The 14,449-nt window shown below is 34.9% G+C and carries 15 protein-coding genes; 14 read left to right on the plus strand and 1 reads right to left on the minus strand.

The window, feature by feature from the left end; genetic code table 11:
• Positions 1-44 precede the first annotated feature (44 nt).
• From CELAL_RS07030 to CELAL_RS07060, 7 genes are all read left to right on the plus strand, one after another.
• Entirely contained in the window at positions 45-1,892 is a 1,848-nt protein-coding gene (locus CELAL_RS07030) for a M1 family metallopeptidase (protein ID WP_013550210.1), read from the plus strand.
• 365 nt (positions 1,893-2,257) lie between these two features.
• Positions 2,258-2,677 (plus strand): ribonuclease P protein component, encoded by a 420-nt coding sequence (gene rnpA / locus CELAL_RS07035; protein ID WP_013550211.1) that lies wholly within the window; start codon positions 2,258-2,260, stop codon positions 2,675-2,677.
• Between the two features lie 49 nt (positions 2,678-2,726).
• On the plus strand, positions 2,727-4,355 hold the full coding sequence (locus tag CELAL_RS07040) for a S41 family peptidase (protein ID WP_013550212.1): 1,629 nt from the start codon (positions 2,727-2,729) through the stop codon (positions 4,353-4,355).
• Between the two features lie 151 nt (positions 4,356-4,506).
• Positions 4,507-5,382 carry a YegJ family protein gene (locus CELAL_RS07045; protein WP_013550213.1) on the plus strand — a complete coding sequence of 292 codons (876 nt, stop codon included), beginning with the start codon at positions 4,507-4,509 and terminating at the stop codon, positions 5,380-5,382.
• Positions 5,383-5,419: 37 nt separating this feature from the next.
• Positions 5,420-5,929, plus strand: coding sequence for a GNAT family N-acetyltransferase (locus CELAL_RS07050; RefSeq protein ID WP_013550214.1), 510 nt, complete (start codon positions 5,420-5,422; stop codon positions 5,927-5,929).
• Between the two features lie 102 nt (positions 5,930-6,031).
• Positions 6,032-6,580 carry an ASCH domain-containing protein gene (locus CELAL_RS07055; protein WP_013550215.1) on the plus strand — a complete coding sequence of 183 codons (549 nt, stop codon included), beginning with the start codon at positions 6,032-6,034 and terminating at the stop codon, positions 6,578-6,580.
• 60 nt (positions 6,581-6,640) lie between these two features.
• On the plus strand, positions 6,641-7,432 hold the full coding sequence (locus tag CELAL_RS07060; protein ID WP_013550216.1) for a DUF695 domain-containing protein: 792 nt from the start codon (positions 6,641-6,643) through the stop codon (positions 7,430-7,432).
• Between the two features lie 404 nt (positions 7,433-7,836).
• Here CELAL_RS07060 and CELAL_RS07065 read toward each other — a convergent pair whose 3' ends face one another.
• Positions 7,837-8,826 carry a hypothetical protein gene (locus tag CELAL_RS07065; RefSeq protein WP_013550217.1) on the minus strand — a complete coding sequence of 330 codons (990 nt, stop codon included), beginning with the start codon at positions 8,824-8,826 and terminating at the stop codon, positions 7,837-7,839.
• A gap of 520 nt (positions 8,827-9,346) precedes the next feature.
• Here CELAL_RS07065 and CELAL_RS07070 point away from each other — a divergent pair.
• From CELAL_RS07070 to CELAL_RS07100, 7 genes are all read left to right on the plus strand, one after another.
• On the plus strand, positions 9,347-10,279 hold the full coding sequence (locus CELAL_RS07070; protein WP_013550218.1) for an NAD-dependent epimerase/dehydratase family protein: 933 nt from the start codon (positions 9,347-9,349) through the stop codon (positions 10,277-10,279).
• 2 nt (positions 10,280-10,281) lie between these two features.
• A complete protein-coding gene (locus tag CELAL_RS07075; RefSeq protein WP_013550219.1) occupies positions 10,282-10,629 on the plus strand; it encodes a hypothetical protein in 348 nt (115 codons plus the stop codon).
• A 10-nt stretch (positions 10,630-10,639) separates the two neighbouring features.
• A complete protein-coding gene (locus tag CELAL_RS07080; RefSeq protein WP_013550220.1) occupies positions 10,640-11,203 on the plus strand; it encodes a hypothetical protein in 564 nt (187 codons plus the stop codon).
• Positions 11,204-11,301: 98 nt separating this feature from the next.
• Complete coding sequence (locus CELAL_RS07085) at positions 11,302-12,018, plus strand: HEAT repeat domain-containing protein (RefSeq protein WP_013550221.1); 717 nt, start codon at positions 11,302-11,304, stop codon at positions 12,016-12,018.
• 248 nt (positions 12,019-12,266) lie between these two features.
• The gene (locus CELAL_RS07090; protein WP_013550222.1) at positions 12,267-12,839 is read left to right on the plus strand and encodes a hypothetical protein; all 573 of its coding nucleotides are present in this window, start codon (positions 12,267-12,269) and stop codon (positions 12,837-12,839) included.
• Between the two features lie 25 nt (positions 12,840-12,864).
• Entirely contained in the window at positions 12,865-13,242 is a 378-nt protein-coding gene (locus CELAL_RS07095) for a hypothetical protein (protein ID WP_013550223.1), read from the plus strand.
• 58 nt (positions 13,243-13,300) lie between these two features.
• Entirely contained in the window at positions 13,301-14,404 is a 1,104-nt protein-coding gene (locus CELAL_RS07100) for a hypothetical protein (protein WP_013550224.1), read from the plus strand.
• The last annotated feature ends 45 nt before the right edge of the window (positions 14,405-14,449 follow it).

Here is a 14,449-nt window from a genome sequence, read left to right on the forward strand (position 1 = left end):
TCTTTAGGGCAATTGACTAATTATACTCCAATAAACAAATGACAATGAAAAAAACAATTCTCAGCCTTTTGGTTTTGGTTACGAGCCTTAGTGGTTTCGCACAAAACACCTCGTATTGGCAGCAGCATGTAGCGTACACTATGGATGTAGACATGGATGTAAAAACAAACCAATACACAGGAACTCAAAATTTAGTGTACACCAACAATTCTCCTGATGCAATAAATAAAGTGTACTACCACTTATACTTTAATGCCTTTCAGCCAGGCAGTGAAATGGATATGCGTTTACAAAGCATAGAAGACCCTGATGGCAGAATGATGGAAGATGGAAAAAGTAGAATTTCTATTTTAAAACCAGAAGAAATGGGATATTTACATGCTACCTCTCTAACCCAAAATGGGAAGCCTGTAACCTTTTCAGAAGAAGGCACTGTACTTGTCGTTACATTAGCAGAAGCTATACAACCTGGAGGAACAGCAACTTTTGATATGGCTTTCAAAGGACAGATTCCTATTCAAATTCGTCGTTCTGGTCGCGATAGCGCAGAAGGTGTTGCACTTTCTATGAGTCAATGGTATCCAAAACTAGCAGAATATGATTTTGAAGGCTGGCATGCTGATCCATATATCGCACGTGAATTTCATGGTGTTTGGGGAGATTTTGATGTTAAATTAACCATCGATAAAAAATACACGGTTGGTGGAACAGGATATTTACAGAATCCACAAGAAATTGGTCATGGCTATGAAGCGCCAGGAACCAAAGTAAAAAAACAAAAAGGGAAAACTCTTACTTGGCATTTTAAAGCACCAATGGTGCATGATTTTATGTGGGCTGCAGACCCGGAATATGTTCACGATACTTTACAAGTTGAAAACGGACCAATGCTTCACTTTTTCTATAAAGACAAAGCAGAACTTAAAGAAAACTGGAAAAACTTACAACCAAAAGCTGCCGAAATGATGCAGTTTTTCAGTAAAAATGTAGGTCAATATCCATACGATCAATACTCAATTATTCAAGGGGGCGATGGTGGAATGGAATATGCTATGGCTACTTTAATTACAGGAGAGCGTAAATTTGGAAGTCTTGTGGGCGTAACAGCACATGAAATGGCACACTCATGGTTCCAACATATTTTAGCTTCTAATGAGGCTAAACATGAGTGGATGGATGAAGGGTTTACCAGTTTTATTTCAGACTTATATATGAATGAATATATGGGAGAGAAAAAAACAAATCCGTTTGAAGGGTCCTACAAAGGGTACAATTACTTGGTAAAATCGGGTAAAGAACAACCGCAAACAACGCATGCGGATCGCTATGCAGAAAACATGCCGTATAGTATTGCTGCATATAGTAAAGGAGAAATATTCTTAGCACAATTAGGGTACATCATCGGACAGGATAAATTGATGGAAACTTTACAGAAATATTTCACAGATTTCAAATTCAAACACCCTACACCTAATGACATTAAAAGAACTGCAGAAAAGGTTTCGGGAATGGAATTAGACTGGTATTTGATGGATTGGACGCAAACGACCAACACTATTGATTATGGCATTAAAGCTGTTGTTGCAGACGGGGAGCAAACAAAAGTAACTTTAGAGCGTATTGGTTTAATGCCGATGCCTGTAGATATATTGGTTGTTTATGCTGATGATACTCAGGAAACCTTCTATGCTCCGCTTAGAATGATGCGTGGCGAAAAAGAAAACCCATACCCGAACTTAACACGTACGGTAGTAGAAGATTGGCCTTGGGCTTTTCCAACGTATGATTTTATGATTGCTAAACCTCTAGCATCTATTAAAGCAATTGTTATTGATCCTTCACAATTAATGGCTGATGTAAATGCCGAAAATGGTGTATGGGAAAATAACTAATCTCAAAACAAGAAATAGCATAACAAGGCGTTGCGAAAGCAGCGCCTTTTTTTGTTTACATCCGATCCGCTTTCATGAATATCTTATGTAATATATATATATATATTTGCGAACACCGAGAGCGCTTAGAAATGCAATACAATTTTGTTACAAATGCTTCTCGATACTAATTATTCTTCCATTAGCACTATAACCTGATGTACTCGAATTTACGGTACGATTTTTCTATAATCTACTAGCTAATATAAAATGCTAATTGTCCGTTCGTGTGTATAAGGAAGGTTAAAAACTTCTTCTACAAATGCTTCTCGATAATAACTATATCATCCGAAACAGTATCTTTGTAGCATACAGCAATAAAAACCGTGGAAGACAAGCCTAATTTTAGCTATTCAAGAGCCGAAAAATTAAAAAGCAAAAAGCTTTTTGAAATCATGTTTACAGAAGGGAAAAGTGTAGCTAATTTTCCGCTACGTGTTATTTATGTAAAAACGGACTTCAAAGATAATGTGCCCATAAAAGCTGGTGTTACCGTTTCTAAACGTAATTTTAAAAGTGCTGTAAAACGGAATAGGATTAAGCGCATTTTACGAGAAGCATACCGACTTAATAAATCCATTGTTATTAACAATAGTACAGACAAGTATGCGTTGTTAATCTTATACCTAGGAAAAGAAATGCCCGAAAGTCACGTAATACACCAGAAAATGGAAGTACTACTTGAAAAATTCGTTAAAAAAATAAGCCAAGAGCCCATAAAACAAATTCCGAAAGAAGTCAGTTAACTCCACCACTTATGGTTGTTTTACTGAGCTATTCTAAATAAAAGTATCCATGAAAAAGCTGATTAAAAAACGTGTTATTATCCCTGTTTTTGCTCTCGTATTTATTATCGTTGGGAGTAGTTTTAAAAGTGATTTTTTCGAAATCGCAAAGCAGATAGAGATTTTCACTACTTTATTTAAGGAACTCAACATGAATTATGTTGATGAAACTAACCCAGCTGAGTTGATGGATACTGCCATTAAAAGCATGTTGGAAGGCCTTGATCCTTATACCCGTTTTCTAAATGAACAAGATGTAGAAGCCTATAAAATTAGCAATGCTGGAGAATACTCTGGTATTGGCGCCATTGTACGGGCCTATGAGGATAAACTTGTCATTGTAGAGCCATATAAGAATAATCCAGCAGATAAAGCAGGTCTTAAGGCCGGTGATGAAATTATAAAAATTGGAGATATCGGTGTTAAAGATTTTAAAGATAATGCTACCGAACTTTTAAAAGGAGCAAATAACACCAGTGTTACGGTGACTTATAACAGACAAGGCGAGACAAAAACAACTACCATTACCAGAGAAGCTATTGAAGTAGATGCGGTACCGTATTATAAGATGATAAATGAGCAAACAGGATACATAGTCCTTGCTAAATTTAACCAAAAAGCATCCGAACAAACCAAAGCAGCTTTAATCGATTTAAAAAATAAAGGGGCTCAAAAAATTATTTTAGATTTAAGAGGTAATCCCGGAGGGTTACTTTCGGAAGCCATTAATGTTACCAATCTATTTGTACCTAAAGGAGAACTGATTGTAACCACAAAATCTAAGGTTAAAAAATTCAACTCAGAATACAAAACAAGAAATGCTCCTGTAGACACAGAAATTCCTTTAGTGGTTTTAGTAAATGGGAGTAGTGCTTCTGCCAGTGAGATTGTTTCTGGAGGCTTGCAAGATTTAGATAGAGCCGTAGTTATTGGAGCCCGTAGTTTTGGAAAAGGATTGGTACAGCGTCCCTTAAAACTAACCTATGGCACGCAGCTTAAAGTAACCATCTCTCGCTATTATACGCCTTCTGGTAGATGTATTCAATCATTAGATTATTGGAATAGAGATGCTGCTGGTCATGCGGTAAAAACAACAGATATTCATGACTTTAAAACCCGTAATGGTCGTAAAGTACAAGATGGCGGTGGGGTTTTACCTGATGTTGAAATTACGGCTTTAAAAACCAATACCCTTACAACTGCCTTACTTCGTGAAAATGCTATTTTTGATTATGCAACGGACTTCTATTACAAAAATACCATTGCAGATGTGGCTTCTTTTGAATTTTCTGATGCTCATTTTGAGGCCTTTAAAAACTATATAAAATCTTCCGGGTTTACCTTTGAAACGGCTACGGAGAAAGCTTTGAATAGAGCCATGACCTTGAACGATACTGATTTATTAGATACACAAGTTCAAGAGAAATATCGCGAATTATTAGCTGAGATAAATACGAAGAAAATTACAGGCTTAGATAAGTCCAAGAAAGAGATTAAAAAGCAATTAGAAGATGAGATTATTACACGTTACTTCTACAGCCAAGGCCTTTATGACTATTACCTAACACACGATGATGCTATTTTAACCGCTACAGAGCTTTTAAATGATGCGGCTAAATATAAAAGTATTTTAAAGTAATACATTTACTTGCTATATACCAAAAGGCTATCCCAACAGATAGCCTTTTCTTTTACCTATAAACTGCAGTTCTTCTAAATGTATAAACAAGCATGGCTTTTTTTCTCTACTTTAGAGGTATCGCTACATACAAACATCAATAAAAAGCATTATGGGATTACTAAATAGGTTATTTGGCAAGAAAGAAACGGTACGGAAACGTGAAGGAAATCCTGATGTTTATAACGCCGCTAATGATAATGACCGGATGAATTGGGGGATGGAAAAAGCAAAGCTCACCCTACATTATTTTGAAGCCTGTATTGCTAATCCAAAAAAAGATCAACATTATTTTTCGATCAAAGCAAGAATAGAAGATACGGGAAAAATAGAACATATCTGGTTGATGGAACCTAGTTTTGATACGGACGGAAATATTTTTGGTGTGGTAGGTAATGAACCCATTGATGTTAAGAATGTTCGGATTAATGAAAAAATAGGAATTACAGCGAATGAGGTTTCTGATTGGATGATTATAGAAAACGGAAGGCTTATTGGTGGTTATACCATTCGTGCAATCCGTGATGGTATTCGTGGAAATGAACTAGCAAATTTTGACAAGAGCCTTGGGGGTATGTTAGTAGATGAGGGCGAAGACTATTTCCTTCCTAATTTAGACACCCCAGAAGGGGCTATCTTAGCCCTAGAAAATGCCTATGATGAAGATAACTTAGAAAAGGCTATCAGCTGTAAAGATTTCCATAAAGAGGCTGAGTTTATGCTTAAAAAAGCAGTTAAAATGGAAATTGATGAGGAACTAATTGCATCTACATCAGAATTGCTACGGTTGTCCTTCATTAAAAACATGCAAGAACATGGCATGCCCAAATTTAACGGTATTAAAAGAGCTTTTAAAAGACAGAACGTGTCCGAAGAAAACTATATTATTACCGAAATTTGTCATTATCCTGACGGAGGGAAATCGGAACAAAAATTTAACACCTATAAAATAGACAACCAATGGAAAGTTCTTGGTTTAGAAGATTAAAAATTTAACTATATATCACAAAGTCCTCATCTAACTTATGCTCCAAACAGACCGACTTCAATTTAAACCTTACCTCCCTGAGTATAGACTTGCATTAGAAAAACTATGCTGTGAAAATGAGCTGGTCATGAAATCTACTTTGAAAGGTCGGGTGTTTACGAAAGCCGAATTTGAGACCTTACTCCAAGAGGAATTTATTAAAAGTACCCATGAAGTATTTGGGTTTTGGTGTGTTGTTTCTAAAGCCAATGATAGCCTTGTTGGTATTTCTGGCATACACCCTTGCCATTATGTAGATTGCGATTCGCACGAATTTGGCTTTATTCTCCATAACGACTATTGGGGTAAAGGGCTCGCTACTGAGTTAGGGAACTTCTGGTTGCAGCATGCTAAAACTAAACTAAAATTGCCAGAATTAGTTGCCACTGTAAGTCCTACGAATAACGCTTCTAAAAAAGTTTTAGAAAAACTAGCGCTAGATTTTGTAACGAAATTTACAGCCCGAGACCGAGGAGACAGACTCCTATATAAAATATCTTTTTCTTAAAAATAACACGTAATTCCCTGTTTTTTCTTCTATTTTTATAACTCGAATAAATGTATTACCATTCAAATTACAGTTGAGTTAGGACTACGACCAAAAGAAACTATGAGACATTTCACTATCCTTTTATTTTTGATGCTTATAAGCTGTAAAAGCGAAACAAAAACGGAAACGGAAAACGAAATTGATACAACGGTTTATGAAATGTGGAACAGCTACACCAAATCAAATCCAGAATCCCAAACAAATGAGCTACCAGAATCTTGGTATTTTCATATGAATAAAGAGGACGCCAATAGGCTAGCTCAATTAACTTTAAACGGGAAAAAGCAAGCTTCCTCTGGTTTATATTCTTGGTATGAAGAAGCTAATGCCGATCTACCAAAGGTGGGAACAAAACATATTATTACAGATTTTGACGGAAAAGCACAAGCGATCATAGCTATTATAAAAGTAGATACCATTCCGTTTAATGAAATCTCCGAAGCGTATGCGGAATTAGATATGGGAACGAAAAATGAAGCACTCAAAAAATGGAGAAAAGCGCATTGGGACTTTTTTGCAAGCGCCATGGAAGAAAGAGGAGAAAAACCTACCGAAAAAATGCTAATCGTTTGTGAAAGATTTAAAACCATTTGGACGAAAAAGGAATAATATCAATTAAAATTTAAGTGAAAAAATAGTAGCTTACCGTATCAAAAACCAACCAAAATTATGTTTAAAAAATTCTTTAATAAGAAAAAAGAAGAACAACCTCTAGAAATTAAACACGATTGGGCCTCCTATTTTTGCCGTGTTGAAGATAAACCCGCAAGCATTCGATTAAACTTAGCACTTCATGATTGTGCCCCTATACAAAACTACAAGCATAGAATTTGGTTTTCAATCAAGCTATTAAATCCTGATGAAAACGGATTTACCACAAGAGAAGAGTTTCCTGTTATTTGTACCATTGAAGATGCTATTGCTGAAGCCTTAGAAAAAATAGGAGCCATTTTTGTCGGAGCCTTAAAAACAAACGGAACTTTTGACATGTACTCCTATTCTAAAAATGTTGAAAACTTAGATGAGGTTATTCATGGCGTAATGAAAAATTACTCCGATTATAATTATGCAACAGATACTAAAGAGGACACCCAATGGGATACTTATTTTAATTTCTTGTATCCTGGTGCTTATGAATATCAAACAATCTTAAACCAAAAAGTCCTTATCAATCTTCACAAACAAGGAGATAACCCTGAAATTGAAAGAGAAATTGACCATTGGTTGTATTTTGAAACAGAAAAAGATCGAGATACTTTTATTTTAAAATCGGAGACCTTAGGCTATAAGATGCTTTCAAAGCAAACGATGAAAGAAGGCGATCATTTATACCAACTAAATATCTCAAAAGTAAGTGATGCAAATAGTGCCACAATTAACGCTAATGTCTGGGAACTAATTTCTTTAGCTAAGGAGAATAATGGCTCTTATGATGGCTGGGGATGTCCAATAGCAGGCTAACCTATAAGAAAATACTTCTCCATAGTATTGATGGTATTTCAGGAATTGACCTTAGTTTTTTACCAGGAAATCTATGCACATGAACTTGGTTTTATTCTTCATAACGCCTATTGGGGTTAAGGATTGGCTACCAAAATTGGGAACTTCTGGTCGCAACATGCTAAAGCCAAACTGAAGTTACCGGAATTAGTTGCCACTGTAAGTCTTACGAATATCGCTTCTAAAAAAGTCTAAGAAAGGTTAGGGTTAAACCTCATCACCATCATTACAGTTCCTGAGCGTGATGAACGTTGCTTATACCAATTGTTGTTGTACATTTTAAATCTAGCCATAGAATATTCCTAAACGAAAAGAGGATGCCCAAAATGAGCATCCTCTTAGTAGATTCATCCTAGTTAAAGTCCTTAGACTTTCTTATAAATAAATTCTATTCCCTTTGCTTCGCCATTCATATCAGAATAGCTAATGACAAGTTTTAATGTAGCATCATCTACCAACAAGATCTTAGCTTTTGATGACTTTTTTAATACTATCGTCTCTTCGTCAATAACGGTATATTCTAATTCACTTTTTTTCACAAACTGACAATCGGCTTGCGTATCAAAAGTTACGGTTTCATTACCTTTAGTAACGCTTCCTGAGAAAATTGAAGGCATAGGATAACTAACACTTAAATTATAGGCTAATAAGTTTGTTCTATTAAATGTTGTTTTATGTTGAATAATTTCAAAAGTCTCCGCGGCAAAGGTGATGGTATTCTTCATTAAACACGCATCTGTTTCTCCGCTAATTTCCCATTCTCCCAATAATTTAGCAATAACTGCTGTCCCATCATAGGTGTTATTTGTAGCTGCCGAATTGTCTTGTTCTTCTTCCGCTACTTCTTCTTCCTCTGCTTCTTTTTCTTTTAATTCTTCGCTGTCACTTCTAACAAAAACATCAACTTGTAGTTGCACTACCCCATCACTGCTAGTAGAGGTCGTCGTAATTTGAAGTTGATCTGCTATATATTCAATTTCAGAGGATGAATTAAAAAAAGAAACTTGATTTAACCCAGCTACGGAATAAGTCCCTTCCTGTGTATTCGTTGAGGTTGTAGAACCTGAAGCACTTTCACTTCTCGATTTATAAACAAGGCTATAAGTATTATTATCATAAAAATTAGCTCTTGTTTCTTTTAAGATTTCAAAGTCTGCTGTTGGTATATTTTCCCTATTGATTGTACTATTAATCAATACCCATTCTCCCACTAAATTCGCTTTTGTTTCCGCAATATACGCAGGAGCCTCTTCTTCCGTAACTCGAGAATCATCACTACTACAGCTCGTCATACATAAAGAGAGTATAATAAGTGTGAGCGCTGAGGATTTTAATATCATAGTTGGTATTTTCATCGTTTAAGATTGTTTATTAGATTAATTCTGAACCGAACAATGTTAAAAATTAGGCTACTTCATCTTTATTATTATTTTTTTTATCTAACCTAACAAGTAACCCAAGTCCATAATTTTTAAAGCCAATGACCGCAAGCGATAGCAGAAATTTTTATTAGCGCATTTCATTGATTAAAAAGTGATATAGCTTAGTATATATTTTTTATAAAAAATTGAATATAGCCTTGATCAAAAAAAAGTGCATACCGAGAACAAATTTACACACGAATTTGGTTTTATTTTTTATTATAATTATTAGGATCAAATCTCATCACTATGGTTACCGCTCCTGAGTGAAGAGAACGTTTTTTAGGTATCAAAATTATTGTTTGGATGACAAGGAAGGCTCTGGTACTATTTTAAAATCATGAAAAGAGAACATCTCAACCCTAAGTTTTCCTTACATTTATAATGGGTTTAAAAAGTACTATTCACGAGTATCTTTGTCGTGTTGAATACGATTCTAAATACAAAAAAGAACATGCAGGTAATTTTAGGAGCAAACGGAATTATAGGAGAAGAATTAGCAAAAGAATTGCGCGTCAAGTATACAGACAATATCAGGTTAGTGGGCCGAAACCCTAAAAAGGTACACCCAGAAGATCACTTATTTAAAGGCGATTTATTACATCCTGAAGATGTTCATAAAGCTTTAGAAAATGCTGAAATTGCATATATGACTGTCGGACTTCCATACAAATCAGCTGTATGGCTAAGCGATTGGCCAAAGATTATGAAAAACGTTATTGCTGCTTGCAAAGCAAATAATTGCAAGCTTGTTTACTTTGATAATACCTATGCCTACGCTCAGGATAGTAAAATTCAGAAAGAAAACACCCCTTTTAAATCAGCAGGGAAAAAAGGTGTCGCAAAAAAAATAGCGGCAGAACTTCTTTTAAAAGCAATCCAAGAAAAAGAAATTGAAGCGGTAATTTGTAGAGCCCCTGAATTCTATGGCCCTGGAAAAACAAAAGGACTTACCAATTCGCTGATTTTTGAGCGATTAAAAATAGGAAAGAAACCAAAAGTATTTCTAAAAGATAATGTTTTAAGGACGCTAATCTACACGCCTGATGCCAGTAAAGCCATGGCATTGCTAGGCAACACACCAGATACCTACGGGCAGACTTGGCACCTGCCTTGTGATGATGATAGATTAACCTACAAAGAAATATTAGCAGAAATTTCAAAACAATTAGAACGTACCATTACCTATGATATCCTCAGTGCTTTTGTATTAAAACTCAGCTCTTTTTTTAATGAAAACATGAGAGAAACACAAGAACTGCTTCCTAGGTATACCATTGATAACATCTTTGATTCTTCAAAATTTAAGCAACGATTTCCTAATTTCAAGGTCACTTCCTATCCTGAAGGGATTAAGGAAATTATTAAAAATTTCGGAATAAAATAGAAATGAACCAGAGAAAAGCTACACCTATACTCCCTCCTAAAGAATTTGCTAAACGGGTAATAAAATATGCTGTTTTTGCTACCATTCTTTTAGCTTTCTCCCTGGGCATTGGGGTTTTGGGGTATCATTATATTGGCACTTTAAATTGGATAGACAGTATATACAATGCCTCGATGATTTTAACGGGTATGGGGCCCGTAGATGAGATGAAGACCGATGCTGCAAAACTATTTGCTTCTAGCTATGCCATTTTTAGTGGGGTTATTTTTTTAAGTACAGTAGCCATATTTTTTGCTCCTTTTGCCCATAGGCTGATGCATCTTTTAAGAATTGAGGATATAGATAACTAAAAAAAGAATAATGCCTTCAAATAAAATGATGCTATACGGGTATATTTTAATACTGATTAGTTCCTGCGCCACCTTAAAAAAAAATGAAATGGCGGAGCATCAGATCGAGTTGACGAATGAAAATCTACACTTAATCAATGGAACTTATGAAAATAATGAGCATATGAGACCGCCCTATTTAGATTATTTCTGGGGTTCGTATCTTAAGGCTAAAGAATTTAAAATCCTTTCTAAAGAAGTAACCGAAGAAAAAAATCCGTACCTCATTACGCTTAAAGTAGTCAATAAAAAGAAAATAAATGCCACGGTTAAAATCAAGGACCGTATTTTAAAAACGTATACGATTAGAGGTAGGATCAAGAATGGGTATTTTGAACAAAACAGAAAAATGTATATTTTACCCGCACTTCTAATTAACGAATATCATTCCTCTAAATTTAGAATAGGGCTTCTTGAAAATGATAAAGTGATCACTGATTATAGAAAGATTGAGTTTGGTACCGTCTATTTTTTTCAGCCTTATACTAACACTGCATCAGATTACAACCAAACACATAATAGCACAGAGCACTAGTACTGAAATTAACAAGGGCTAGCAAATAAAGACGGATGATGCTATGAATAAGAACTATATCCTATTTTTAATTTTAGACATCGCACCAAGTACAAAAAATGACGTATAAACAAATACAACTTCAGAATCGTGGATATCTCCCAGAAGGGATTGAACCTAATTATGAACATACATTCTTTGACGAAAAAGTTATGTTGCTTAAAAGTAAAATCGCTACGGAACGGACGTTAGGTGCCCGATTATTAAAAAATAATAAATCAGAAATTACTGTTGAACATCTGATCAATGCTTTAAAAAAAGAAAAAAAATTATATACTAAAATCGAGATTTGTAATACCTTAATCGAATTGGATAAAATGGCCATTCTGCCGCTAATAATGTGTTTAGGTCAGATTGGAAACAACCAACATAAAACAGTACCAGAGAAAGAGTTTTTAAAAGATAGCTATCCTTTACCAAGAGATATTGCAAGCCGAACGTTAATTCGCATAGGAAAAAAAGCAATCCCTGAATTAATAAAAAAAGTAAAAACTACAGACAGGGCTGTTTTAAGTGAATTAATTGATACTATTGGGCACATTAACTTTAATTTTAAGGCAGAAAATATTTACCAACCGCTCATGTCTTGTTTCCATAGAAATAAAACAGATGATTTAATCAAATGGAAAATTATCCGGGCTTTTAGCGGGCTCCCTGAAAGTATAGCTTTTCTAACGGAACTAAACGCTGAAATTAGAAACAAAAGACTACAAAAAGAAATAGAACGAAGTATACGATTAATTAAAAAGAATAATAGCCAAATAGTATTTTCATAGAAGTAGCGTGCTCTTTAAGCATCGTTTACTGGTGCTTTTAAACCACAACCCCTATTTATTTTTTCTTATTTTAGTGAAGAAAATTTTAGTACGACACCCCCATACCATGTGATTGTTAATTTTTGTTATTTAAAAATAGTTAAGAATCCTGTGTTGTATCCAACTGAATGTTACGGTTAGATAAAAGGTAACTATGGTCCAAAATTGTAAAGAGAAAACAGCTAAATTATTGTAAACCCAGCCATGACATGAAAACACTATTTCTAGTATCAATCAGCTCTCTATTCGCTTTTGCACAACCGCAAAACAATATCCCGGACGCATCTGTATTACGCACAAAACTACCTCAAAGCATCGTGATTAATGATTCTATTGGCGTTGATCAAATAAAAGATATTAAGCAAATTCCCTATATTGAAAACTGTAGTGACACCATTTTTTGGAGCCTTGTACAACAAAAAGGTAATGTTCTAGAATTAATAGAGAAACTCACCGATGAAACCATTTTAAAAGAGGTCTATGTTCCTAATTTTGGAGGGGAATATACGGTTGCAGATGTGGCTCTAGTAATTCTAAAGGAAAAGATAGAAGGTATTCCTGTTTTAAATTTGATAGGACAGGAATTCATTTCCAGCTGTGGATACTGTTCATATTGGAGCTTTGTAAGAGAGCACAAAGAAAATAGAGTGCAATTACAGAAAAATCTTAAGAAGTGGTACTTAGAGCATAAGAATACTCTGGTTTGGATAGCTTCCGAATCTGCATTGACAGGTGATTGTAATTCGCCTGCAGGAGGGCATTACAAAATCTCAAAAGAGTAAATTCGGAACCTTAAAAACAAACATAATGAGTTACGATTTGGTTTTATGGAAACGTTCATCAAGGACTAAAACAGCAATGCTAAAAGAATGCTTTGAATCTATTATGGAAGAAAAAGACCATACTGCCATGGAGTTTTTTGATGAAAAGACATTCTTTACCGATATGGAAACTGAATTTGGCACGCAACAAGCTCAGTATTTTGGTGAAGAAATAGATAATTGTCCTTTTCTTTACGAAACTGGAAAAGGCGACTATGGAAATTGGATTCTATTTAACCTAGTCTGGTCTGATTATCAAGACACTACCAGTAATATTGTAGCAATTGCGGTAAAGAACGGAATAATGGTGTATGATCCTCAGAGAGAATCCGTATATGGTAATAGGAGACCAAAAAAGGACTAACGAAGCACTACCAGCAGCTATATATTAGCGTTAACCCATCAGATTATAAAAGAATAGTATGACCCAAGCAAATAACAGTCCAATACCTTGTCCTGAATGTAGTAGAATAAAATATTTTGAAGGTCTTTGCTATTGGTGTAAAAATAAAAAGAAGCGCGAAACTTATCAATCAATGTCTACAACAGCGATTGAAAATACCATTACGACTATTATAAATAATATCAGTGAAATTGAAAATTATAACGATGAGTTTGATGATTTTATTAGCTTATTAGCTTACCACGATATCAATACAGAACACATCGCAAAAGCTGCTTTTGAAAAGCATATTTTTTATCCACCAACGCTCTACCGCAATGCTTCAAAAGAGGTTATTAATGGGTTAATCAACATACTATTAAATCCAGACTGTACCCATGCAAACCACATATTGTGTTGCTTGGCAACAAATGGGAATGATGACGTTAAAAACGTATTTATGGCACTAGAAAATAAACCGCTAGCTTGGAGAAAGAAACTTCATGTAGACCCTTCTGTTTATGCAGAATTAGGGGGGTGGTCTTTTGATAATAAAGGAAGTAAGACACTCTTAGTACATCAAGATTGTTTTCCATTACATAAAGAGGACCGAAAAGATGACGCTGTCATTGTTGGAAAAACAAGAGCGGATACATGCCCTATTTGTAGTTGTAAGCTTATTGACATTCTAACTATTGACGGCAGTGATTCTCGTTTATCTTTTTTAGGAATTAAAGGAAAAATAAAACTACCTATTTGCCCTAATTGTGCTAGTTTGTCTGAGAAAACAATAATTCGCTATACGCTTAATGGAGATAGCACAATGGAAATAATGGATTCTTTTGAAAATGAAAACTATGTTTCCGAAACGGATTTAAACAAAATAGCCTCAAATAATTTAACATTATCGCGTACCAAAGAACCCTTATATTATGCTTGTGGAAATGATGATGTGTGTACTATTGGCGGACAAGCAGATTGGGTTCAAGACTTTCAATATGAAAAATGTCCTGATTGTAACCGTAAAATGAAGTTATTAGCGGCTTTATCATGGGATCAATTTTATGAAGATTTAGAAGGAACACTATATATAGAAATATGTACAGACTGTTCTATTGCAGCCGCATTTCATCAACAAACATAACAATAATACTATTTACTTGGCTTCAGAAAGTCTATTCCTTATTCT

Source organism: Cellulophaga algicola DSM 14237, assembly GCF_000186265.1.
Classification (GTDB): Bacteria; Bacteroidota; Bacteroidia; order Flavobacteriales; family Flavobacteriaceae; genus Cellulophaga; species Cellulophaga algicola.